The sequence below is a fragment of the Roseateles chitinivorans genome, from assembly GCF_002761755.1.
GTDB lineage: Bacteria > Pseudomonadota > Gammaproteobacteria > Burkholderiales > Burkholderiaceae_C > Roseateles > Roseateles chitinivorans.
The window spans coordinates 1-23098 of record NZ_PEOG01000023.1; the positions used below are offsets into that span (position 1 = coordinate 1).

Below are 23098 nucleotides of genomic sequence, written 5' to 3' on the forward strand. Positions count from 1 at the left end.
CGTCGACGGCGGACGGCGTCGCGATCGGCGCGCCCGGTCCGACCTGGCGCTTCATCCATTCGCTCATTTCCCAGAGCGTGTGTCCCACCGACTCGCGCGCCGTGTAGCCGTGGGATTCGAAGGGCAGCGTGACATAGCGCACCGCGCCGCCGGTGCCCGCGAGCGCCTGGTACAGCCGCGCGCTCTGCATCGGGAAGGTGCCGGGGTTGTTGTCCATCTCGCCGTGGATCAGCAGCAGCGGCTCCTTGAGCCGGTCGGCGTAGTTGAACGGCGAGAGCTTCTGGTAGACCTCCTGCGCCTCCCAGTAGGTCCGGCGCTCGCTCTGGAAACCGAACGGCGTGAGGCTGCGGTTGTAGGCGCCACTGCGCGCGATGCCCGCCTTGAACAGCCGGGTGTGCGCCAGCAGGTTGGCCGTCATGAAGGCGCCATAGCTGTGGCCGCCCACCACCATGTGGTCGCGATCGCTGACGCCCAGGTCCACCGCCTTATCGATGATCGCCTGCGCGTTGGCGGTGATCTGCGCGATGAAGCTGTCGTTCACCGTCTTGGGGTCGCCCACCACCGGCATCGTCGCGTCCATCAGCACGACGTAGCCGTCGAGCAGCAGCATCAGCGGGCTGGTGCCCGCGAAGACGTTGAAGCGGTTGCTGGAACCGCTGACCTGGCCCGCGGTGGAGGCGTCGGTGTACTCCAGCGGATAAGCCCACACGATCGTCGGCCGGCGTTCGCCGGGCTGGTAGCCGGGCGGCTTGTACAACCAGAACGACAGCGCCACGCCGTCGTCTCGCCTGAAGCGCACGAACTCGCGCTGGATCCCGCGCAGTTGCGGCGAAGGGTCCTTCACGTCCGTCAGCGGTGTCGGCTCGGCCAGCGAGGCACCGCTGCGCAGCACCACGTTGCCGGGCTCGCTGGCGCTCTCCCGCACCGTCAGCACGCGGCTGCCGGTGCCGTCGAGCACCGCCAGCGGCCGCTCATAGTGCGCGGCGTCGCCGCCGTTCACCGGGGCGCCGGACTGGAACACCCGCGACTTCTTGTTGTCCGCCAGCACCAGGCGGTCGATGAAGGGTTGGTCGCCCTCGGGACTGGCGCCGGTGCCGAAGTACCAGAGCGCGCCGTCGTCGACCCGCACGACCGCGCGGCCGGTGGGCTGCATCCGCTGCAGCGGCGTCCCCGGGTCGCGATAGCGGTCGCGCACCGAGCGCTCGATCAGCCGCTGCGCGTTCGTGCCGCCGTCCATCGTGACCAGCTCGGTCGAGGTGCGCATCTTCGCCAGGTCGACATCCTGCACCAGCGCCTGCCGCCCTCCCTCGAGGAACTCGAGCCGGCTCAACCGCTGCGCGACGCGATGCACCTCGCGCGCCTCGCCGGCATAGGGCGGATCCAGGCGCATCAGACGGTCACGATGCGGCACGGGCACGCGGGTGTCGCCACCATCGAGCGCCTCCACCCAGTAGACGGCGTCGTCCGCGCCCGGCGACGCGAAGAAGTGACGCGGTCCCGTGATGACGCCCTCGACCGGCACGCCCTCCTTGAGCCGCGTGCGGCCGATGGGCACGACCTTGCCGTCGATGCCGCGCACCTCGGCCTGGGCGGCGAAGTCGTCCCAGCCGACCTGATAGCTGAACGGCTCCAGCAGCCGCATCGTCAGCAGCTGGCCCGGCGTGCCGAGCGCCTCGATGTGGCTGAAGAGGGCTGGCTCGCCGATCGGCCGCACGGCGCCGGTGTTCAGGTCGATGCGCGCTAGCTGCGAGCTCGCGTGATGCGCGAAGACGGCCGCCTCCTGCGCATTGCCCAGCAGGTCCTGCTGGGTGCGCTCCGGCGAGTTGCGGCCGATCGATTCCTGGATCGACGGCCCCGACGGCGCGCTGAAGACCGGCGCCGGTCCGCGCTTGGCGGGCACCGTCAGCGCGACCAGTTCATGGTCGTTGAGCCACACGACATCGTTCTCCAGCATCGTGTGCAGCCGGAGCTTGGGCACCGCCTTGAGCTTGCCGGTCGCCACCTCGCCCACCCACAGCTCGACCGCGCTGTCGGTACGGCGGTTCAGCAGGAAGCGCTTGCCGTCGGGCGAGAAGCGCAGCTGGTGGAAAGCGCCGCCGGCCGGCAGCGTGACGGGACGCTCGATCGCCTCGGCACCGCCCTGCAGCGGGCGCAGCGACAGCGACTCGATCACGGTGATCAGCTGCGGGCTGTCAGTCGCCGGGTCGTAGCGCAGGCCGGCATGGCGCAGCACCGGCCGGGCCAGCTCGGCGATCGTGCGGAGCTTGCGCGGCACGACGATCGCCAGCGTGCGCTGGTCGGGGGAGACCAGGTAGCTCGGCAGCGCCTTGGCATCGAGCACCGCGCGGATCGCCGGCGATGGCTGTTGGTAGACCTGCGCGAGCGTCGCGGCCGAGGTCAGCGCCGAGGTGGCGGCCGGCTCGTCCGCCGGTGCGGCGCCGGCGGTGCCGGCGGCGAACCCGCCGAACGCGGCGGCCAGGGACAGGGTGAGCGGGATCAGCGACGAGACGCGCGCTTGGGGCATGGATCGACACCGTGAAGCGAAGGAAGGCGGCAATCTAGCAGCGCCTTCCGCCGCCGCCGGAGCGCGTCCCTCGGGGTGATCCCGAGGTTTCAGGCCCGATCGCTCACAGCCGAATCACGCAGCGAACAAACGCGCGGCATGGAGCCCGAGTCCGGTGGCGACGGAGGCGAAACGGTCGCCGCGCACCGGCCGGGCGGCAGGGAAATCGGCGGCGATGCGATCCGCCAGCACCGTCAGGCCGGTCGAGCCGCCGGTGAAGTACAGCGCGTCGACGTCCGAGGGCTTCAGCCCCGCCCGCTCGACGGTCTCGCGACCCGCCTGGGCGATGCGCTCGATGTCGTCGCGCAGCGCGCTCATCGCGGCGCCCTCCGACAGCGTGACCGACAGGCCGGACTCGATCAGCCCGAGGTCGATCATGCAGTCGCCGCCGGCCGCGACCTCGATCTTGGCCTCCTCGGCCCGGTGGGCGAGTTCGTGGCCCAGGCGCTCCTCCAGCACCGTCATCAGGCGCTGGTGATGGCGCGGATCGCCGTAGAAGCCCTTCATGTTGCGCAGCTCGATCACCCGCTGCGGGCTGTAGCAGGTGTTGATCAGGTGCCAGGTGGCGAGGTCGAAGTAGACGCCGCTGGGCACCTCGCGCGGCGTCTGGCCCGGCTTGGCGGGACCGAGGGCGCGGTAGCCGAATTCGCGCAGGATGCCGGTCAGCTCGATGTGCCGGTCGAAATCGGTGCCGGCGATATGGACGCCGTGGTTGGCGAGGATGTCCTCGCGGCGGTCCAGGCGCTGGATGCGCTCGGGTCCGACGCGCACCAGCGAGAAGTCGGAGGTGCCGCCGCCGATGTCGGCGACCAGCACCAGCTGCTCGCGATCGGCCTGCTGTTCGAAGTCGAAGGCCGCGGCGATCGGCTCGAACTGGAAGTGCACGTCCTCGAAGCCGACCGCCCGCGCCGCCGCGGCCAGCGAGGCCTGCGCGGCGGCGTCGCGCTCCGGCTCGCCGTCGACGAAGTAGACCGGACGGCCCAGCACCACGCGGCGCGGCTCATGCCCGTCGCGCGCCGCCTGCCGGCGCAGGCGCTTCAGGTAGCCGGCGAGCATGTCGGCGTACTTCACGCCGCGTCCGCCGCCGACATCGGTGACCTGGTCGATCAGGCTGGAGCCGAGGATGCTCTTCATCGAGCGCATCAGCCGCCCGTCGACGCCTTCCTCGTAGGCGGCCATCGCCGCGCGGCCGAAGGCACGCGGCGGGCCGTCGGCATCGTGGCGGCCTTCGGCGTAATAGAAGACGGCCGTCGGCATCGTGACCTTGTCGTCTTCCAGCGGCACCAGGCGCATGGCACCGGGACGCGCCGCGTCGGGCACGGCCACGGCCGAATTGGAGGTGCCGAAGTCGATGGCGCAGAAGTCGCGCGGCAGGTCGGTGGACGGGGAGGACATGGCGCGGCGGTCGGAAATGCGAAAAGGGCGCGGATTCTAGCCGCGCCCTTTTTCCGGGTCCCGTCGTGCCGATGACGCCGGCAGGGGCTCCGCCGGATCAGGCGGGGCGCTCAGGCGCTCAGGCGCTCAGGCGGTCTGGAGGCTGCGCACCGCGCGCGCCGGCAGCGCGTCGCCGTAGAAGCCGAAATCCAGGTCCGGGCGCTTGCCGCTCATCAGCTCGGCCAGCGCGCGGCCGGAGCCGGCGCCGTGCGTCCAGCCCAGCGTGCCGTGGCCGGCGTTGATCCACAGGTTGGAGGCCTTCTGGCTGCGTCCGATGTAGGGCACGTTGGTCGGCGTGCTGGGGCGCAGGCCGGTCCAGTAGTTCGGCTCGGACAGGTCGGCCACGCCGGGGAAGAGCTCCTCGTAGCGACGCACCAGCGACTCGCAGCGGACCTTGGAGGTCGGGCTGTCGAGGCTGGTGTCCAGGCCCACCAGCTCGGCGGTGCCGGCGATGCGGACGAAGTCGCCCAGGCGCGAGATCGCGATCTTGCGCGCATCGTCCAGCAGGCTGACGGTGCTGGCCTGCTCCGGCCGCTTCAACCGCAGCGTGGCCGAGTAGCCCTTGGCCGGATAGATGTTGAGGTGCTCGCCCAGCGCCTTGGTCAGGCCCGGCGCGTAGGAGGCCAGCGCGACGACGTAGGCATCGCCCTTGAGCCATTGCGTCTGGCCGGTCTCGCGGGACTGGATCTGCACGCCGGCGACTTCGCTGCCTTGCGGCTGCAGCGTCACGATGTCGTGGTTCCACAGGAACTGCGCGCCGCGGCGCTCTGCCAGCTTGGCCAGCGCCTGGGTGAAGACGCGTGCATCGCCGGATTCGTCGCTCGGCGTGTAGGTGCCGCCGAAGACCGCGTGTTGCGCGGAGCGCAGCGCCGGCTCGATCGCGAGGACCTCGTCACGGCTCAGCACCCGGCGGTCGACACCGTGACGGCGCATGATCTCCGCGCCCTGCGCGCCAGCCTCGAAGTCGGCCTCGCTGCCGAAGAAGTGGAGGATGCCCTTCTGCAGGCGGTTGTACTGGATGCCGGTCTCGGCGACGAGCGCCTGCAGCGACTCGTGGCTGTAGCGGCCCAGGCGCACCAGCTGCTCGACATTGCGCTCGAACGCGGCCGTCGTGCACTGGCCCAGGAAGGACAGGCCCCAGCGCCATTGCGCCGGATCCAGCCGCGGGCGGAACAGCAGCGGGGCGTCGTCCTTCAGCAGCCACTTGGCGACCTTGAACGGCGCACCGGCATTGGCCCAGGGCTCGCAGAAGCAGACCGAGATCTGCGCGCCGTTGGCGAAGCTGGTTTCCAGCGCCGCATCGGGCTGGCGGTCGACGACGACGACATCGTGACCCTGGTCCAGCAGGTACCAGGCGGTGTGGATGCCGATGATGCCGGCGCCGAGGACGATGACCTTCATGGGAGAGCTCCAGGTGAACTTGTGGTTCCGCTTCGATGCAGCGTGGGGCGGGCTTCAGGCCAGCGGGCGCAGGATCAGCTGCAGTCCCAGGATGGCCATCACGAGGGCGATCAAGGCATCGATGCTGCGCCAGACCGCCGGGCGGCGCAACGGCACCGCCACCGCCGCCGCGCCGAAGCCCAGCAGCGAGAACCACATCCAGGACGCCACCGAGGCGCCCGCAGCGAAAGGGAGTTGCATGCCGGCCGGCTGCTGCGCGCCGACGGTCCCCAGCAGCACGACGGTGTCCAGGTAGACGTGGGGATTCAGGTAGGTCATCGCCAGCGTGCTGCCCAGCACCGAGGTCAGCGAGGCACCGCCCACCTGCGCCTGCAGGCCGGCCTGCGGCGACATCGCCCGCAGCGCGGCCTTGAGGCCGTAAGCCAGGAGGAAGGCCGCACCGCCCCAACGAAACACTTCCATCAGCAGCGGGCTCGCGGCGATCAGCCGTCCCAGCCCGAACACGCCCAGCCAGATCAGCAGCATGTCCGACAGCGCGCACACCAGCACGACCGGCGCCACATGCTGGCGCATCAGGCCCTGCCGGAGCACCAGCGCGTTCTGCGCGCCGATCGCGACGATCAGACCGGCTCCGGTGAGCCAGCCTTGCAACAGGGCTGCGCTGGGGGACGACATCGGCGGCGGCAGAAAAGGGAGGTGGGCGGGGGATGGGGCGCGTGTTTCCACCCGCTCGGGGGCCGGGCGGGCTGAGCAGCGGATTGTGGTGAGCCACCCTGATTCCATGAAGCGGGATTAATATCTCAGCGAGTACATTAGGACTGCTAATAGAAGCAGTCGGAGATTCCGCCATGAAGGATCTGGACGCCGCCGGCCTGGACTGCCTGGCCGCGCTCGCTGACGAGCGCAGCTTCGAGCGCGCCGCGGAGACGCTGGCGATCACACAGAGCGCCGTCTCGCAGCGGCTGCGCAATCTTGAAGCGCAGGTGGGCCAGTTGCTCGTCGTCCGATCCCGGCCGCTGCGGCTGACCGAGCCCGGCAAGCGCCTGCTGCGCTACGCGCGCCAGCTGGCGGCGCTGCGCTCGGACGTCGTCCGGGAACTGGGCGTGCAGTCGGCCCAGGCGGAGCGGCTGCCGATCGCGGTGAACGCCGACAGCCTTGCGACCTGGGTGCTGCCGGCGCTCGACCCGCTGGTGCAGCGCGGCCTGCGGGAGGGCTTCGGACTAGAGCTGGTCGTCGACGACCAGGACTTCACCCACGACTGGCTGCGCCAGGGCGAGGTGCTGGGCTGTGTCACGACCGTGCCGCAGGCGCTGCGCGGCTGCATCGCGCAGCCGCTGGGCGTGATGCGCTACATCGCCATCGCCAGCCCGGACTTCGCCGCGCGGATGCTGCCCCATGGACTGGGGGCGGCCAACTTCGCGCAGGTGCCCTTCCTGGTCTTCAACCGCAAGGACGACGCGCAGCAGCAATGGGTCCGTCAGGCGATGGGCCTGCGCTCGGCCAGGCTGAACGCGCGCTATGTGCCGTCCAGCGAGGGCTATGTGAACGCGGTGCGGATGGGCTGGGGGGTCGGCGTCGCGCCGGAACTGCAGGTGCGGCCGCTGCTGGCGAGCGGCGAACTGGTGGCGTTGCGGCCAGAGGTGCAGGTGGCGGTCGCGCTGTACTGGCACCAGTGGAAGCTGGGCGGAGAAACGGCGGCCGGGGGGGAGCAGCAGCGCGTGGCCCCTGAAGGAGGGACACCGCCGGCATTGCTGGACCAGATCGGCGAGGCGCTGGCTCGGGGCGCGCGGGAGGCGTTGACGCCCGCCTGAGGTCGGCGGGACGGTCCGGGATGGCGGCGCGTCAGCGCTTGACGGCGGCCAGCTGGATCTTGACTTGCGGCTGGTGCGGGGCGGCCAGGACGGCGGAGGCAGGCGCGGCGCCTTGCTGGGCCAGGCGCAGGCGGAAACCGCCACGCTCGTGCTTGTCCTGGACGGAACTCGCCAGCCACGCCGAGGTCAGCACGACGCTGCTGACAATGGCCCAGGTCATCGACTTGTGAATCAACGGGGACATGAGGGGGGCCAGGTGGCGGACGTATTAGGGAAGGCCCGGAGCATAGTCACCCCCGATTGAGGGGGGGATCACACCTAAGTGGGGTGCGTGGTTATTCCGCCTCAGCTGTGGCGGGCTCACCCCAATCTGTGTGTATTTGTGAACACGATTCCGGAGCACCCGCGATCTGGGGATTCTCCTGAAGACGAAGGCGCGCAAACTGTGGCTCATCGCGCGGCGCCCCATCGGTCCCGCGCGGCGGATACACCCCGTGCTTTCCGACGAGGTCCATCATGCGCATCACCTCCGCCCTGAGCCTTTTCCGTCGCCCCAGTGCCGCCGCGCGCGAGCCGGAACCGGCCGACATGGGGACCGCGTTCGGCATGGAAGCGAGCTTCGGCGACGACAGCGAGTACGAGGACTTCCGGCGCAGCGACTACGGCCTGGAGTCCGAGGCCGCCCCACCGGCGACGATCACCTCGCCGCTGTCCTGGATGGCGGCTCGCCGCGGATGAATCGACAAGGCGCCCTGATGGGCGCCTTTTTCGTTGCCCGAGGCCGCGTCAGCGGATGAGCAGCACCGGCACGTCGCTGTGCGCCATCACCTTGGTGGCGACCGAGCCCAGCACCAGCTTGCCCAGCGCCGTGTGGCCGTGCGAACCCATCATCAGCAGGTCGAAGCGACCCTTTTCGGCCACGGCCGTGATCGCATCCGACGCGTGACCGGTCTTGACCACGTACTGCGCCTTGATGCCGCGCTTGTCCATGAACGCACGGATCGGCTTGAGCACCTTCTCCGCCTCTTCCTGGTAGTAGTCGGCGAGCACGGCCTTGTCGAGCACCGCGGCCGCGCGGGGCGGCACGCCGGCGACCACGTGCACCACCGTGTAGTCGTGGGCGCCACCCAGCCATTCGTCGTGGGCGGAGAGGTAGGCCAGCATGCGCTTGGAGTAGGTGCTGCCATCGACGGCGACCAGGATCTTCATGGTTGTGTCCCTCACTGTCGGCCGACGACCGGCCGCGGGGCAGTGTGGCACAGAGCGTGCTCCGGAAAGCCGCACCCTTGGCACAGGCCGCAGCTGAATTGACGTTGGACAATGTGGGCTCCCCGGCCGGTCGCGAGGCGCCCGAGCCGCGCCTCAGGACCCTTCATCCGCCGACCCGCCGTGCGCCTGCAACTGATCTCCGACCTCCACCTCGAGCGCCAGACCGACTTCCAGACCGTCGCCGCGCCCGACGTCGATCTGCTGGTGCTGGCGGGCGACGTCGGCTCGTACCAGGCCGGATCGCGGCTGGTGACCGACGACTTCGGCCTGGGCCGCTTCTCGCCGAGGCGTGCCGACGCGCCATGGCGGCGCGTGCTCTACGTGCCGGGCAATCACGAGTACGACGGCCTCGAGTTCAGCACCGCCCAGGCTCGGCTGCGTCAAACCTGTGCCGATCTGGGCATCGAATGGCTCGATCGGGAGCAGATCGTCATCGGTGATGTGCGCTTCCTCGGCACCACGCTGTGGGCCGACTTCGACGCGCTGGCCGCGCGCGAAGCCACCGTGACGAAACAGCTGGCGGCACGCGAGAAGGCCTTCCGGGCCGCGAATTTCTATCTGCGTCGCTATTCGACGCTGGTCGACGGACAACATCTGCTGGCCGAAGGGCAGCGGGAACTCGCGCTCGACTGCCAGGCCTGGCTGCGCGCGGCGCTGGCCGCGCCCTTCGACGGCAAGACGGTGGTCGTCACGCATTACGCGCCGAGCCTGCGCAGCGCCGATCCCCGCTATGGGTTGACGCCGGGCACTGCCGGCTTCTGCAACTCGCTCGACGAGCTGCTGCCCTTCGCCGACCTGTGGCTGCACGGGCACCTGCACTGCGCCCACGACTATGTCGTCGAGTCGCCGGCCGGTCCGCGCGGCGAGCTGCCCCACCGGTGCCGGGTCGTCGCGAATCCGCTGGGCTATGCGAGCAAGGGCGAGCAGGAGGACTACCGGCCCGACCTCGTCATCGAGGTCTGACGGGCGGCGGGCCGTCGTAGGTCCAGAGGTAGTCGCGCGGCATCGGGCCCTTGTTGCGGCCGCCCTGCTGCGTCTGTTCCCACGCGTGAGCCAGGATGCCCACCGAGCGGGAAAGACAGAACAGGCCGCGCGCCAGCGGTGCCGGGAAGCCGAGCTCGGCGTAGATCACCGCCGTCGCGCCGTCGATGTTCATCGGAATGCGCCGACCGTCCTTGCGCCGCTGCAATTCGGCCTCGACCGCGCGCCCGATCGCCGCGAAGCGGCCCGACACCACGCCGAGCTGCGCGGCCTCGTCGACCAGCGCCAGCAGGCGCGGCGCACGCGGATCCACCGGATGGAAGCGGTGGCCGAAGCCCGACACGAACTTGCCGCGCAGCGCGATGGCCTCGTCCAGGCCGGCAGCGGTGGCGGTCTCCAGCGTCGCGCCGCCGTCCATCCGCGCCGCGATCGACTGCAGCATCTCCACGCATTGCTCGCCCGCGCCGCCATGCACGTCGCCCAGCACGTTCATCGCCGAGGCCATCGCATTGTTCAGGCCCACGCCGCAGGTCGCCGCCATGCGCGCGATCGCGATGCTCGGTGCCTGCGGCCCATGGTCCACCGCCGCCATCAGCGCCATGTCCAGCAGCTGGGCCTGCTCCGCGCCGGGCAGCTCGCCGCGCGTCATCAGCCAGATCATCTGCGCGAAGCTCACCTGCCCGATCAGGTCCTGGATCGCATGCCCGCGGTAGCGGATCACGCCCGGGGACATCTCGATGATGGACGTGCGCCACCAGTCCGACACGCGGGGATCCTGCTTGCCGTCGCTCAGCTTGCCGTCGCTCATACCGCCTTCTCCTCTTTCAGCGCGGCGCGTTCGTCAGCGCCATAACCCAGCTCGGCCAGGATCTCCTCGGTGTGCTGCCCCAGCCGCGGCGGCGGCGTTGCCACGCGCGGCGCCTGGCCGTCCAGCTTGAATCCGGTGCGCAGCACGCGGATGTCGCGGCCCACGCCGGGCACGTCCTCGAAGCCGCCGATCAGGCCGCGCTCGGCGATCTGCGGATGCGCGAGCGCCTCCTTCACCGACAGCACCGGCCCGGCGGGCACGCCCGCGTCGATGAAACTCGGCCACCAGTCGACCGCCGGCCGCTCGCTCAGCGCCGCCTCCAGCAGGTGCGTCAGCGCGGCCCGATGCTTCAGCCGCGCGTGCCGATCGGCGAAGCGGGCGTCGGTCGTCCACTCGGGATGACCTACGACCGCGCAGACGGCCTCGAACTGCTCCTGCTTGTTGGCGGCGATGTTGAGCAGGCCCTCCCCGGTGCGGAAGGTCCCCGACGGGCTGGCCGTCACGTTGTCATTGCCCATCGGCTGGGGCTCGCGGCCGGCCACCAGCAGGTTGGACACCGCCCATCCCATCGTCGCCATCGCCGCCTCGAGCATCGAGACATCGATGAAGGTCGCGTCCTGGCGCTCGCGGTCGGCCAGTGCCGCGGCGATCGCCATCGCGGCGGTGAGCCCCCCGATCGTGTCGGCCACCGGGTACCCGACGCGCAACGGCGCGGTGGCGGCGTCGCCGGTGATGCTCATCATCCCGGACATGCCCTGGATGATCTGGTCGTACGCGGGCAGGTCGCGCAAGGGACCGTCCTGGCCGAAGCCCGAGATCGCGCAGTAGACCAGCCGCGGATGCTCGCGGCGGAGCTCGTCGAAGCCCACGCCCAGGCGCTGCATCACGCCGGGCCGGAAGTTCTCGACGACCACGTCGGCGCTGGCCACGAGCCGGCGGAACACCGCCTTGCCCGCGTCGCGCTTGAGGTCCACCGTGATCGAGCGCTTGCCCGGGTTCTGCGCCAGGAAGGACGCGCCCATGTGCGCCTGGTTGAGCGCGGTGTCGGCGCCGAGCTGGCGGGCGAGGTCGCCGCCCTCGCGGGCCTCGACCTTGATGACGTCGGCGCCCAGGTGCGCGAGCTGATGGCAGGCGAAAGGGCCGGCCAGCACGTTGGTGAGGTCGAGCACGCGGATGCCGCGCAGCGGTGAGAGGCTCATGGGGATCTCCGCGCGCTCAATCGACCTTGACGTTGGCCGCGCGGACCACCTCGCCCCAGCGCTGCTGCTCGCGCGCCAGGAACTGCGCGGCCTGCTGCGGCGTGCCGGCCATGGGCACACTGCCCTCGGACTGCAGCTGGCCGATCATCGCGGCCTTGGACAGGGCCTTCTGCACCTGCGCATTCATCCGATTGATCACCGCCGCCGGCGTGCCGGCGGGCGCGACGATCATCTTCCAGTCCGAGGTGTCGAAACCCTTGTAGCCGCTCTCGGCCACCGTCGGCACATCCGGCAGCACCGGCAGCCGCGTCGCGGAGCTCACGGCGAGCGCTCGCAGCCGGCCCGCCTTCAGGAAGGACACCACCGTCTGCGGCGTGGCGAAGTAGTAATCGACCTGTCCGCCGAGGAGGTCGGTCGCCGCGGGTCCGGCCCCCTTGTAGGGGATGTGGGTCACCCGGATGCCGGCCTGGCGGGAGAAGAGTTCCCCCGTCAGGTGGCCCACGGTGCCGTTGCCGGCCGAGGCCATCGTCAACGTGCCTGGTTTGGCCCTGGCGGCGGCGACCAGCTCGCTCAGCGTCTTGTACGGGGAGGCCGCCGTCACCACCAGCACCACCGGCTGGCCTGCGACCAGCGCCACCGGCGTGAAGGCCTTCGCCGCGTCGTAGGGCATGCGCGGATACAGCGTCGGGTTGATGGCCAGGTTGGCGGTCTGGCCCATGCCGAGCGTGTAGCCGTCCGCCTTGCTCTTGGCCACCGCGTCCAGGCCGATGTTGCCGCCCGCGCCCGCCTTGTTGTCGGCGACGAAGGTCCAGCCGGTGTCCTCGCGGACCTTGTCCAGGATCAGCCGCGACACGATGTCCGTTCCGCCGCCCGGGGGGAACGGAACGATGAGCTTGATCGGCTGCGCCGGGTAGGCGGCCTCCGCGGCCAGCGCGACGGCCGGCATCGCGCTGGCCAGGACCCCGAGGGCTAGGAATGCCGCCGCGGCGGATCCCGTCGCGCCCGCCAGGGACGGTCGAAGGGGCTGGCTTCGGCTCGATCTCGTCATGTCTCGTCTCCGTGTTTGTTCTATCTAGCAGAACGTTGATTTGTCTGATAGAACTGTAGGACGACAACCAGGCCCTGAAAAGAGCCGTGGACCAGGGATTACCCGTGCCCGAACGAAACAGCGCTCCTCCATCCGCCCGGCCCGCCGCGCCTCCCATCGCCTCGGGAGACGGATCCGCGGCGCGCGCCGAATCCGGCACCGACACCAGCGGGGTCGCGGTCCTCGACCGCGCCTTCGCGCTCCTGGGGGCCTTCGGTCAGGACGAGGACGGCCTCTCGCTGGCCGAGCTGGCGCGCCGGACCGACCTCTACAAGAGCACGGTGCTTCGGCTGCTGGGCGCGCTGGAACACGGTGGCTTCGTGCGCCGGCTGCCCGACGGGCAGTACGCGATCGGCCCGGCGCCGCTGCGGTTGGCGACGATCTACCAGCGCTCATTCCAGGTCGGGCCGGCGGTGGAACCGCTGCTCAAGCAGCTCAGCGCCGAGACCGGCGAGACCGCGTCCTTCTACGTCCGGCACGGCGACGCCCGCATCGCGCTTTACCGCTGGGAACCGGCACGCTCGGTGCGCGCCGCGGTGGCGGTGGGCCAGCAATACGCCTTGCGCCAGGGCGCCTCGGGCAAGGTGCTGTGCGCGTTCTCGGAAGACCTGAGCGCGGACTTGGAGGTGATCCGCACGCGGGCCTGGGCCGATTCCTACGGCGAGCGGGAGCCGGACACCGCCTCGGTCGCGGCGCCGGTGTTCGGTGTCGACGGACGGGCCCACGGGGCGATCGCGGTGTCCGGACCGCGCATCCGCCTCTCGCCGCCGACGACGATGCTCGCAGCGTGCCAGGCGGTGCTGGGCGCGGCCCGCGAAGCGACGCGGCTGCTGGGTGGCGATGTCGCGCGGCTCGAGGCCGGGTTGCGCGGGCTCAGCATCGACCAGTTCAGCGGCGGCACCTGAGCGCCTCGACGCGCAAGCCGACGAAGGCCGCATGCGCTTGAAGCGGTGGGGGGCGTCCATCCTCCCCGCCTCGCTCGATCGGCCCCCGATGAAGAACGCCGGCGCAAGGCCGGCGTCAGTTCGAATCAGGCCGCCCGCCTCAGCGACGGCGGCCTCGTGGCAAGGCGATCAGGCGGCGCCGTGGCAGTTCTTGAACTTCTTGCCCGAGCCGCAATGGCAGGGATCGTTGCGGCCCAGCTTGGGCGTGTCGCGGCGGACCTGCTCGACGTGATAGCGCTGCGACTCGGTCGCTTCCTGGAGGTCGACCACGGTCAGGATCAGATCCTCGATGGCCTCGTCGATGTTCTTGAGCGGGTGTTCCCGGTCCAGCAGCTCGACGATCTCCCGCTCCTCCGGCGTCTCGGCCGGCAGGTGGCGGTACAAGCGGGCGAGCAGCGCGTTGACGTTGTCGTCGGCCTGCTCGTGCAGGTCGGGGAAGGTGACCGCGGCATATTCAAAGCCGCCGACCCACGGCAGCAGCGCGCGGGTGATCGGATCCTCGGGCGGCGTCACCGCGTCGGGATCGATGCCTTCGGCGGCCGCGATCTCGGCGGCGGCTTCGACGGCGTCTTCCGCCCGCTCCTCGGCCTCATCGCCGCCCTCGCCGGTGGCCTCGTCTTCGGCGTCCAGGTCCAGCACCAACGGGTAGAACCAGCCCTGCTCCAGCATGCTGTGGTTCAGCGAGGCGAAGCGGCGCTCCACCAGCGAGCGGATGCGGGCGAGCCAGGCAGGATCGACGTCGTCGGGCAGCGGGCGACCTTCGTAGTCGAAGATCGGCGGCAGCCACTCCTCGATCGGGATCAGGCGCGGCTGCACCAGCACGCCGGCCAGGTAGCCGTCCAGCATCGACGCGTCGAGCGGCTCGAGCGGCGCCGGCGTGGCGGCGAGGAGGTCGTCGAGTTCGTCGAACTCGGCGTCGGAAAGGTCGTGGGCAATGCTCATGGGGCGCGATTGTCGCCGGGCGCGACCGAATCGATCAGCCGTTCGCGCATCCAGCGCTGGGCGCTGCGGTCTTCATTGCGCAGATGCCAGAGCAGGTCCACATGCACCGGCGAGAGCTGCATCGGCAGCGGTCGGTAGATCAGCGACTCCTGATAACCGGTGGCCGTGATGAAGGATTGGGGGAGCACCGTCAGCAGATCGGAATGGGCGACCACCCGTCCGGCGGTGAAGAACTGGTTGACCGTCAACGCGATCCGGCGGCTGCGCTTGAGCGCCGCCAGCGCCTCGTCGACGAAGCCGTAAGGCCGGCCGGAGAAGCTCACCAGCAGGTGATGCGCCTGGCAGAAGACGTCCAGCGTCAGCTCCTGGTCCGCCAGCGGGTGGCCACGCCGCATCACGCAGACGTAGTAGGAGTCATAGAGCCGTTGCTGGCGGATGGCCGCCATGTCGCCCTGCCCCTTGAGCGCGGCGACGGCGGTCGGAAAGTAGCCCAGCGCGAAGTCGGCCTCGCCCTGCTCCAGCAGCGAGCGGGGATCGCGGGTCGTCAGCGGCAGCACATGGACATTGGCCAGCGCCCGCATCCGCTCCAGCTGCTGCATCAGCGGCGGCAGGATCAGCGCCGCGGTGGCGTCGGCCATCGCCAGCCGGAAGGTGTATTCCTCGGATCCCGGCTGATAGTCGCCCGGATCGAGCGCCACCCGCAGGCGGGTCAAGGCCGACCGGACCTCCGGCCACAAGCCCTCGGCGCGGGAAGTGGGCTTCATGCCGAAGGCCTGACGCACGAACAGGTCCTCGCCCAGCGCCTCCCGCAGCCGCTTGAGCGCATGGCTCACCGCCGGCTGCGTCATCGACAGCCGCTCCGCGGCCCGGGTCATCGAGCGCTCCGCCATCACGGCGTCGAAGACCTTCAAGAGGTTGAGATCGAGGTTACGGAAGCTCATCGCGGCCCCTCCAAGGCAGGCACTTCTTCACGGGAAACAGGGAGATGTCGGCGTCTCGGCACCCTTCGCCGGGTGGCCCTCAAGAGGTGGACGGGGGTGCCGGCTGTGCATTCCTTGGCAGGTCGCGACGCATCCCGTGATTCAGGTCACGGTCCAGCCGCAAGCCGCGCAATGATATGCACGGCGTTTATACATTCGATGCCCATCTTTCATTGGCGTCATTCCTAGGGGAAACCCTATAGTTCGTTCCGTCGGTTCTACAGAGCCGCAAAACCAAGCCAATCAAAGGAAATCGCCATGAGCGTCGCTACCCAAACCTTCGGTCTGCCGCTGAGCCGCACGGTGCGTCGCGGCGGCACGTTCGCCACCATCGGTGCCCGCGTCTGGGCCCGCACGATCACCAACGTGAAGGCCCGCATCGAGTCGGCCAAGATGGCCCGCGCCGAGCGCGAGCTGCTGGCCCTCGCCGCCCAGTACGAAGAGAGCATGCCCTCCTTCGCCGCTGAACTGCGCGCCGCCAACGCCCGTCGCAACGGCTGAACTGCCGGCCCACCGGGCGCTGTACAGGCCCGGTCGCGAAGCCAGGAACCTAGTGAGGTGAGCGCAGGCTCTCCTTGAAAGGCGCTCCAAGCCGAGCAAAACAAAAGCCCGCTTCGAATCGCTTCGAGCGGGCTTTGCCTTTTGCGGCGCCGGTGTAGGCGCCGCCCTCGGGGCTGCGGGCCGGTGTGGGCCCGCGGTCGATCAGGCCTGGGCCAGGCGCTGTTCTATCCTGGCCTTGGTGGCCGGCAGTTCGGCCGGCAGGCCCTGGGCCAGCTGGGTGAAGAGCTCGTCGTGCAGCTTGAGCTCGGTCGCCCAGTCCTCGTTCGAGATCTGGGTGACCGTCTTGAACTGTTCCGGCGTGAAGGCCAGTCCTTGCCAGTTCAGGTCCTCGTAGCGCGGGCTGGTGCCGAAGGCATGCTCCACGCCCGCCCCCTGGCCGTCCACGCGTTCGAGCATCCACTTCAGCACGCGCATGTTCTCGCCGTACCCGGGCCAGACGAACTTGCCGTCGGCGCCCTTGCGGAACCAGTTGACGCAGAAGATCGCCGGCAGCTTCGCGCCGGACTGCGCGAGCTTGGCGCCCAGCGTCAGCCAGTGCTGGAAGTAGTCCGCCATGTTGTAGCCCATGAAGGGCAGCATCGCGAACGGGTCGCGGCGCACCACCCCCTGCTGGCCGGCGGCCGCGGCGGTCGTTTCCGAGCCCATGGTGGCGGCCATGTAGACGCCCTCGGTCCAGTCGCGCGCCTGGGTCACCAGCGGCACGGTCGTCGAGCGACGTCCGCCGAAGATGAAGGCGTCGATCGGCACGCCGGCGGGGTTGTCCCACTCGGCATCCAGCGCCGGATTGTTGGTCGCGGCGACGGTGAAGCGCGCGTTCGGATGCGCGGCCTTGGCGCCGGTTTCCTTGGCGATCGCGGGCGTCCAGTCCTTGCCCTGCCAGTCGATCAGGTGCGCGGGCGGCGTGTCGGTCATGCCTTCCCACCAGACGTCGCCATCGTCGGTCAGCGCGACGTTGGTGAAGATGACGTTCTTGTCCAGGCTGGCCATGCAGTTCGGGTTGGTCTGCGAATTCGTGCCCGGGGCGACGCCGAAGTAGCCGGCTTCCGGATTGATCGCGTACAGACGGCCGTCCTTGCCGGGCTTGATCCAGGCGATGTCGTCGCCGATGGTGGTGACCTTCCAGCCCTCGAAGCCGGCGGGCGGGATCAGCATCGCGAAGTTGGTCTTGCCGCAGGCGCTGGGGAAGGCGGCGGCGACATGGTGCTTCCTGCCTTCGGGCGAGGTGACGCCCAGCACCAGCATGTGCTCGGCCAGCCAGCCCTGGTCGCGGCCCATCGTCGAGGCGATCCGCAGCGCGAAGCACTTCTTGCCCAGCAGCGCGTTACCGCCGTAGCCGGAGCCGTAGGACCAGATCTCACGGGTCTCGGGGTAATGGACGATGTACTTCGTCTTGTTGCAGGGCCACTTGACGTCGGCCTGGCCGGGTTCGAGCGGCGCGCCGACGGTGTGGACGCAGGGCACGAACTCACCGTTGTCGCCCAGGGTGTCCAGGACCGCGCGACCCATGCGGGTCATGATGCGCATGTTCACGGCGACGTAGGGGCTGTCGGACAGCTCGACGCCGATGTGGGCGATCGGGGAGCCGATCGGGCCCATCGAGAACGGCACCACGTAGAGCGTGCGGCCGCGCATGGCGCCCTTGAACAGCGCCTGGTCGCCGGTCTGCAGCAGCGTGCGCATCTCGGCCGGCGCCATCCAGTTGTTGGTCGGCCCGGCGTCGGCCTTGTCCTTGGTGCAGATGAAAGTGCGGTCCTCGACGCGCGCGACGTCGCTGGGGTCGCTCCAGGCGAGATAGCTGCCCGGACGCTTGGCCGGGTTCAGCTTCTGGAAGGTGCCGGCGTCAACGAGCTGCTGGCACAGGCGGTCGTACTCGGCCTGGCTGCCGTCGCACCAGTAGACGTCCTTGGCTTCGGTGAGCGCGGCGATCTCGGCGACCCAGGCGACCAGGCGCTGGTGTTTGACGTAAGCCGGCACGTTCAGGCGCAAGCCTTCCATTACAGGTTGGTTCATGGCGATTTCCGATCTGAGGATATGAAAAGCGGAATTGGGTCAGCTCCGTTCCGGTGGCTTCCCGCTCTGTCTGACAGAGGAGAAGACCGCGGAGCTGACCCAATGCCGCACGTCATCGCGGGTGTCTCGCCGAACACTGGTTCCAATGTAATCACGCCGTAACTCGCGTGCTCGGCGGGGTTATGCGTTTCTGGAATGGATTGATGCCGGGGCGGTCCAGGACCGCCTCGCGTCAGCGGGTGCCCTCCCCCACGCTGGGGAACACCACGCTGCGCTTCACCCGCCCATAGGCGAAGCTGGTATCGATGGACTGGATGCCCGGAATGGCGTGCAGCTCCTGCCGGACGAAGCGTTCGTAGTCCTTCAGGCTCTGCGTCAGGACGCGCAGCAGGTAATCCACCTGCCCGGTCATCACGTAGCAGTCCAGCACCGCATCGACGGCCTGGATGGCCCGTTCGAACTTGCGGACCGCGTCGGCGGTGTGCTCCTTCAGCTTCACGCCGACGAAGGCCGTCACCGGCAGGCCGAAGGCCTCCTCGTCCACGACCGCCGTGTAGCCACGGATCATCCCGGACTCCTCCAGCATCCGCAGCCGGCGCAGGCAGGGCGTCGGCGTCAGGCTCACCTGCTCCGACAACTCCTGGTTGGTCATTCGCCCGTTGGCTTGAAGGGCGGCGATGATTTGGTAGTCCTTGCTGTCCATCCCAAGCACCTTAGCAGTTTCTGCCAATTCGCTAGGACTTTCCTCGCGACTTTGAACGCTTCCGCCGGACCCCCGAATCGAGAATTCGCGGATCCCCCGAGAGCGCCATGAAGTCCCTCCAGCCCACCTCCTCGCCGCTGCCATTTCCCGCCGCACCGCCCCGCCCATGGGTGGGCTGGCTGACGATGGGCCTGACGCTGGTGATCTGGGCCAGCTTCTCGCTGTCGATCCGCGCCATCGGCGCCTCGAGCCTCGCGCCCACCGACGTGGCGCTGATCCGCTTCCTGGTGCCCGCGCTCGCGCTGGCGCCCTTCCTGCCCTCGCGACTGGCCGCGCTCAAGGCGCTGCCGGCGAAATGCTGGGTCATGGTGGCCTGCGGCGCGGGCCTGCCCTTCTTCCTGATCGCCTCGCTCGGCGGCAAGTTCACCTCCGCCGCGCATGTCAGCGCGCTCATCGCCGGCACCACGCCGGTGTCCTTCGCGGTGATCGGCTGGCTGCTGTGGCGTGAGCCGGTCTCCGCCCCGCGCCTGCGGCGGCTGGCGCTGATCCTGGTCGGCGTGGCCCTGATGGTGTGGGGTTTCGGCGCGCAGTCGCCGCATGCCCTGGTGGGCGCGGGCGTGCTGCTGCTCGCCAGCCTGCTCTGGGGGATCTACACCCATGGCCTGCGGCTGGCGGGACTGGACCCGCTGTCCGGCGTCATGGTCGTGACCTACCCGTCGGTGGTCGCGCTCGCCGCCCTGGTCGGCTCCGGACTCGTGGAGTCCCGGCTCGCGGCAGCGCCGGTGAACGAGCTGCTGATGTTCGCCGCGGTCCAGGGTGTCGGGGTCGGCCTGTTCTCGACGCTGCTGTACGGCATGTCGATCCGACTGCTTGGGGCGCCGAAGTGCGCGATGGTGGGCGCGCTCGCCCCGGTACTGGCGACGATGCTGGCCATCCCGCTGCTGGGCGAATCGCCCACGGCGCTGACCGCCCTGGGTGTGATGGTGGTCAGCCTGGGCGTGGTGCTCGCCGTCCGGGCGAGCAACGCGCCCCGCTGAACCACGCCGAAGCGCCGCGGGCAGCGCTTCACATCCCCGTCGGGAGCGGAACTCGACCGGCAACCGCCTGCCGGCGCCCACGCGCCGCTCGGGCAAGTCCCGACCCGCCGGGACCGCGCCGGCACGCCGAAAGCCCCTATGCTCGGCGCGTCCACCGCGAGGTTCCCGACGCTCATGTCCGCTCCCACCGGTCTCAGCCTCCGCGCCCGCCTGTACCTGGTCCTCGGCCTCGCGCTCGCGCTGGTGGCCGCGTCGGCGCTGCTGGGGTGGTGGCAATCGAACCGGTTGGCCGGCATCGCGCAATCCCTCTATGAGGACCGCCTCGTGCCGGTGGACCTGCTGCGGGAGATCGAGCACACGCTCGGCGCGCAACAGCTGGGCGCGCTGCTGATCACCCAGGCGCAGCAACCCGATGCCGCACAGCTGGACAGCGCCGGCCGCCGCCTGACCGATGCCACCCGCGAGCTCTGGCGTCGCTACCTGGCCACCCGCATGGTGCCGGCCGAGACGGCCCTGATCGCCCGCACCCAACCGCAGCTGGACCAGCTCTGGGCTGCGCTGACCGCCAACCTGCCGCCGACGCCCGAAGCCTTGAGGGATCTCAACCAGCGCCGCCTGGCGACGATGCGCCTGCTCGACGAGCTGATCGCCTTCCAGCTCAGCCAGGCCCGCGTCGACACCGAACGCGCCCGGCAGGGCGCCACCGACGCCGCCCACCTCGGCCTGCTGCTGGTGCTGCTCACCGCGGGCCTGTGCGGCATCGTCGTCTGCACCGTCTGGACCCGCTACGACGAGGAGCGCCGCGCCGGCCTGGACTCCCGCCAGCGGCTGCAGCGGCTCTACCAGGCGCTGTCGCAGACCAACCAGCGCATCGTGCGCCGCGAGGCCGAGGCCTTCGACGATCCCCGGGCCGAGCAGCACCTGTTCGACGACCTGTGCCGCATCTGCGTCGAGACCGGCCATGCGCGCTTCGCGGCGGTGGTGCTGGTCGACGGCGACCATTTCGAGCGCGTCGCCGAGCACGGTCCCGCCGACCGCCTGATGCCCGGCGCGCCGCAGCGCTGGCGGCGGGATGCCCCGTTCGCGCGGAGCTCGATGGCGACCCGCGCCATCCTCGAGGGGACGCACCAGGTCAGCAACCGCGCGCTCGAGGACCCCAGCCTCACCGTGCCCGGCGCGCCGCTGATCCCGCCGGGCGTCGAGTCGATGGCGGCCTTCCCGTTGCGCCGCGGCGGCGAGGTGGTGGGCGCGCTGAGCCTGCTCGCCGGCGAGCCCGGCTTCTTCGATCCGCAGGTGCTGGGCCTCCTGGACGAGATGGCCGGCGACCTGTCCTTCGCCCTCGAGCACCTGCGGCGAGAGCGCCATCAGGCGCGTGAGCTCGACGTCCTGCGCGATGCGCTGCGCGGGCAGGAGTCCGGCCTCGTCGAGACCACGCCGGCGGCCTTCCGCCCCGAGGCGACGTCAAGGCCTGCGGCAGAATCGCCGGATGCAACTGATCAGTCTGAACACGGCCCGCGCTGAACCGCTGCTCATCGATGGCCGGCCGGTGATGACCGGCATCCGCAAGCGGCCGGTGGCCGATGCGCGCGAGGTGCACCCCCTCGGCCTGGACGGCGACGAGCAAGCCGATCCCAGCGTGCACGGCGGCCTGTCCAAGGCCGTCTACGCCTACCCCACCGAGCATTACGACTTCTGGCGCACGGTGCGCGCCCAGGCGCAGGTCGCCGGCTGGGAAGCCCCGCTGCCCTGGGGGGCGGTGGGCGAGAACCTGTCGATCGCCGGCCTGCTCGAAGGCGACGCATGGATCGGCGACGTGCTGGTCTTTCCCGACTGCGAGCTCGCCATCAGCGAGCCGCGTTATCCCTGCTTCAAGTTCAACGCGGTCATGGGCTTCAACAAGGCCGCGAAGATGATGACCCAGAGCGGCTGGTGCGGCTTCTACCTGGCGGTGCGGCAGGCCGGCACGATCGCGGCGGGGCAGGCCTTCACCGTCCGCCCCGGCCCGCGCGAGGTCTCGATCGCCGAACTCTTCCGGTCGAAGACCAAGGGCAAGGACTGATCGAGCGGACGGGGTGAAGGGCCCCGCCCCCGCTCAGTCCGCCAGCGCCGGATAGTCCGTATACCCCTCGGCGCCGCCGCCGTACATGGTGGCCGAATGAGCCTTCTGCAGCGGCGCATTGAGCCTCAGGCGGCGCACCAGGTCCGGATTCGAGATGAAGCTGCGGCCGAAGGCCACCGCGTCCGCGTGGCCGGTGGACACCGCCTCGATCGCCATCTCGCGGGTGTAGCCGTTGTTGGCGATGTAGACGCCCTTGAAGCGCTGGCGCAGCGCGCCGTAGTCGAACGGCGCGACGTCACGAGGCCCGCCGGTGTGGCCTTCGATCACATGCAGGAAGGCGAGCTTCATCGGCGACAGCTGCTCGACGACATAGTTGAAAAGCGCCTGGGCATCGCTGTCCTGGCCCGCGTCATTGACCGGCGTGACCGGCGACAGGCGCAGCCCGGTGCGATCCGCGCCGATCGCATCGGCGATCGCCTGCATCACCTCGAGGAGCAGGCGCGCGCGGTTCTCGATCGAGCCGCCGTAGGCGTCGGTGCGATCGTTGATGCTGTCGCGCAGGAACTGGTCCAGCAGATAGCCGTTGGCGCCGTGCACCTCGACCGCATCGAAGCCCGCGGCCATCGCGGCATGGGCCGCATGGACGTAGGCCTGCACGATGCCGGGCAGCTCGTCGGTCGTCAGGGCCCGCGGCGCGGCGACGTTGACGAAACCGTCCTTGGTGAAGGTCTTGCTGTTGGCCGGACGGTCGGTCGCCGATTGCGGCCGGGCGCCACCGGGCTGGAAGTCCGCATGGGAGATGCGGCCGACGTGCCACAGCTGCACGGCGATCTTGCCGCCGGCTTCATGCACCGCGTCGGTGACCTGCCTCCAGGCGGCGATCTGCTCCGGCGAGTGAATCCCCGGCGTGTCGAGGTAGCCCTGGCCCTCGGGAATGATCTGGGCGCCCTCGCTGATGATCAGGCCGGCCGAGGCGCGCTGGCGGTAGTACTCGACAGCGAGCGGCCCCGGCACCAGGCCGACGGAGCGGTTGCGCGTCAGCGGCGCCATCACGACGCGGTTGGACAGGGAAACGGCGCCGACTTGCAAGGGGTCGAAGAGACTGGGCATGGTGAATCTGGAGTGCGAAAGGACGTGAGGCGAAAGCGCCCGCATGGGGGGGCGCCGATTCAGGATGGGCCGCAGCTTAGCGAGCGAACCCGGCCGGCGCTGCGCCTAGGCGACAGCCCGGACGCTCGCTGGGGACTTGCGGAAGCGCCAATGGGTCGCCAGGTCGCTTGGCTACACTCGCCCGGCCGCGCGGGGGCCA

Annotated in this window: 22 protein-coding genes; 8 read left to right on the plus strand and 14 right to left on the minus strand. The window is 70.0% G+C overall.

The window, feature by feature from the left end; all coding sequences use genetic code 11:
• From CS062_RS10230 to CS062_RS10245, 4 genes are all read right to left on the minus strand, one after another.
• Positions 1–2524: alpha/beta hydrolase family protein (locus CS062_RS10230; protein ID WP_099861549.1), on the minus strand; the 2524-nt coding region annotated here is incomplete at its 3' end.
• A gap of 114 nt (positions 2525–2638) precedes the next feature.
• Positions 2639–3958 (minus strand): Hsp70 family protein, encoded by a 1320-nt coding sequence (locus tag CS062_RS10235; RefSeq protein WP_099861550.1) that lies wholly within the window; start codon positions 3956–3958, stop codon positions 2639–2641.
• Between the two features lie 126 nt (positions 3959–4084).
• Positions 4085–5398 carry a D-amino acid dehydrogenase gene (locus CS062_RS10240; RefSeq protein WP_099861551.1) on the minus strand — a complete coding sequence of 438 codons (1314 nt, stop codon included), beginning with the start codon at positions 5396–5398 and terminating at the stop codon, positions 4085–4087.
• Positions 5399–5452: 54 nt separating this feature from the next.
• On the minus strand, positions 5453–6073 hold the full coding sequence (locus CS062_RS10245) for a LysE/ArgO family amino acid transporter (protein WP_099861552.1): 621 nt from the start codon (positions 6071–6073) through the stop codon (positions 5453–5455).
• A 173-nt stretch (positions 6074–6246) separates the two neighbouring features.
• On the opposite strand from CS062_RS10245, the gene CS062_RS10250 reads away from it, so the two are divergent.
• Positions 6247–7209, plus strand: a complete 963-nt coding sequence (locus CS062_RS10250) for a LysR family transcriptional regulator ArgP (RefSeq protein ID WP_099861553.1) — start codon at positions 6247–6249, stop codon at positions 7207–7209.
• Positions 7210–7240: 31 nt separating this feature from the next.
• On the opposite strand, the gene CS062_RS10255 is transcribed toward CS062_RS10250, so the two are convergent.
• Positions 7241–7453 (minus strand): hypothetical protein, encoded by a 213-nt coding sequence (locus tag CS062_RS10255; protein WP_143742308.1) that lies wholly within the window; start codon positions 7451–7453, stop codon positions 7241–7243.
• A 272-nt stretch (positions 7454–7725) separates the two neighbouring features.
• Between CS062_RS10255 and CS062_RS10260 the strand changes: the two genes are divergently transcribed.
• Positions 7726–7947, plus strand: a complete 222-nt coding sequence (locus CS062_RS10260) for a hypothetical protein (protein WP_099861555.1) — start codon at positions 7726–7728, stop codon at positions 7945–7947.
• A 48-nt stretch (positions 7948–7995) separates the two neighbouring features.
• Here CS062_RS10260 and CS062_RS10265 read toward each other — a convergent pair whose 3' ends face one another.
• The gene (locus CS062_RS10265; protein WP_091729294.1) at positions 7996–8418 is read right to left on the minus strand and encodes a universal stress protein; all 423 of its coding nucleotides are present in this window, start codon (positions 8416–8418) and stop codon (positions 7996–7998) included.
• Between the two features lie 180 nt (positions 8419–8598).
• Here CS062_RS10265 and CS062_RS10270 point away from each other — a divergent pair, with 180 nt between their 5' ends.
• Positions 8599–9441: a metallophosphoesterase gene (locus CS062_RS10270; RefSeq protein ID WP_099861556.1), complete on the plus strand. Its 843-nt coding sequence runs from the start codon at positions 8599–8601 to the stop codon at positions 9439–9441.
• Here the strand turns inward: CS062_RS10270 and CS062_RS10275 are convergent.
• The 3 genes from CS062_RS10275 to CS062_RS10285 are packed head-to-tail and all read right to left on the minus strand — an operon-like array spanning position 9428 to position 12412.
• Positions 9428–10267, minus strand: coding sequence for a citryl-CoA lyase (locus CS062_RS10275; RefSeq protein WP_099861557.1), 840 nt, complete (start codon positions 10265–10267; stop codon positions 9428–9430). The two genes, CS062_RS10270 and CS062_RS10275, sit on opposite strands and share 14 nt — an antisense overlap.
• Positions 10264–11466 (minus strand): CaiB/BaiF CoA transferase family protein, encoded by a 1203-nt coding sequence (locus CS062_RS10280; protein ID WP_099861558.1) that lies wholly within the window; start codon positions 11464–11466, stop codon positions 10264–10266. Before CS062_RS10280 ends, CS062_RS10275 begins: the two co-directional genes overlap by 4 nt.
• Before the next feature lie 16 nt (positions 11467–11482).
• Entirely contained in the window at positions 11483–12412 is a 930-nt protein-coding gene (locus CS062_RS10285; RefSeq protein ID WP_233218013.1) for a Bug family tripartite tricarboxylate transporter substrate binding protein, read from the minus strand.
• A 257-nt stretch (positions 12413–12669) separates the two neighbouring features.
• Between CS062_RS10285 and CS062_RS10290 the strand changes: the two genes are divergently transcribed.
• A complete protein-coding gene (locus tag CS062_RS10290) occupies positions 12670–13458 on the plus strand; it encodes an IclR family transcriptional regulator (RefSeq protein ID WP_099861618.1) in 789 nt (262 codons plus the stop codon).
• A 168-nt stretch (positions 13459–13626) separates the two neighbouring features.
• Here CS062_RS10290 and CS062_RS10295 read toward each other — a convergent pair whose 3' ends face one another.
• The gene (locus CS062_RS10295) at positions 13627–14439 is read right to left on the minus strand and encodes a UPF0149 family protein (protein ID WP_099861560.1); all 813 of its coding nucleotides are present in this window, start codon (positions 14437–14439) and stop codon (positions 13627–13629) included.
• On the minus strand, positions 14436–15380 hold the full coding sequence (locus CS062_RS10300; RefSeq protein WP_099861561.1) for a LysR family transcriptional regulator: 945 nt from the start codon (positions 15378–15380) through the stop codon (positions 14436–14438). The genes CS062_RS10295 and CS062_RS10300 overlap by 4 nt, the downstream gene beginning before the upstream one ends.
• Positions 15381–15677: 297 nt before the next feature.
• Between CS062_RS10300 and CS062_RS10305 the strand changes: the two genes are divergently transcribed.
• Positions 15678–15920 (plus strand): hypothetical protein, encoded by a 243-nt coding sequence (locus CS062_RS10305; RefSeq protein WP_091729319.1) that lies wholly within the window; start codon positions 15678–15680, stop codon positions 15918–15920.
• A 201-nt stretch (positions 15921–16121) separates the two neighbouring features.
• Here the strand turns inward: CS062_RS10305 and CS062_RS10310 are convergent, their stop codons facing one another.
• Together CS062_RS10310 and CS062_RS10315 are read right to left on the minus strand one after the other, a co-directional pair.
• On the minus strand, positions 16122–17990 hold the full coding sequence (locus CS062_RS10310) for a phosphoenolpyruvate carboxykinase (GTP) (RefSeq protein WP_099861562.1): 1869 nt from the start codon (positions 17988–17990) through the stop codon (positions 16122–16124).
• A gap of 232 nt (positions 17991–18222) precedes the next feature.
• Positions 18223–18693 carry an Lrp/AsnC family transcriptional regulator gene (locus tag CS062_RS10315; protein WP_099861563.1) on the minus strand — a complete coding sequence of 157 codons (471 nt, stop codon included), beginning with the start codon at positions 18691–18693 and terminating at the stop codon, positions 18223–18225.
• A 107-nt stretch (positions 18694–18800) separates the two neighbouring features.
• Between CS062_RS10315 and CS062_RS10320 the strand changes: the two genes are divergently transcribed.
• From CS062_RS10320 to CS062_RS10330, 3 genes are all read left to right on the plus strand, one after another.
• Complete coding sequence (locus CS062_RS10320; RefSeq protein ID WP_099861564.1) at positions 18801–19730, plus strand: DMT family transporter; 930 nt, start codon at positions 18801–18803, stop codon at positions 19728–19730.
• 174 nt (positions 19731–19904) lie between these two features.
• The gene (locus CS062_RS10325; protein ID WP_158238737.1) at positions 19905–21251 is read left to right on the plus strand and encodes a GAF domain-containing protein; all 1347 of its coding nucleotides are present in this window, start codon (positions 19905–19907) and stop codon (positions 21249–21251) included.
• Positions 21217–21789: an MOSC domain-containing protein gene (locus CS062_RS10330; protein WP_099861566.1), complete on the plus strand. Its 573-nt coding sequence runs from the start codon at positions 21217–21219 to the stop codon at positions 21787–21789. The genes CS062_RS10325 and CS062_RS10330 overlap by 35 nt, the downstream gene beginning before the upstream one ends.
• Before the next feature lie 33 nt (positions 21790–21822).
• Here the strand turns inward: CS062_RS10330 and CS062_RS10335 are convergent, their stop codons facing one another.
• Positions 21823–22899, minus strand: a complete 1077-nt coding sequence (locus CS062_RS10335) for an alkene reductase (protein WP_099861567.1) — start codon at positions 22897–22899, stop codon at positions 21823–21825.
• Positions 22900–23098 lie beyond the last annotated feature (199 nt).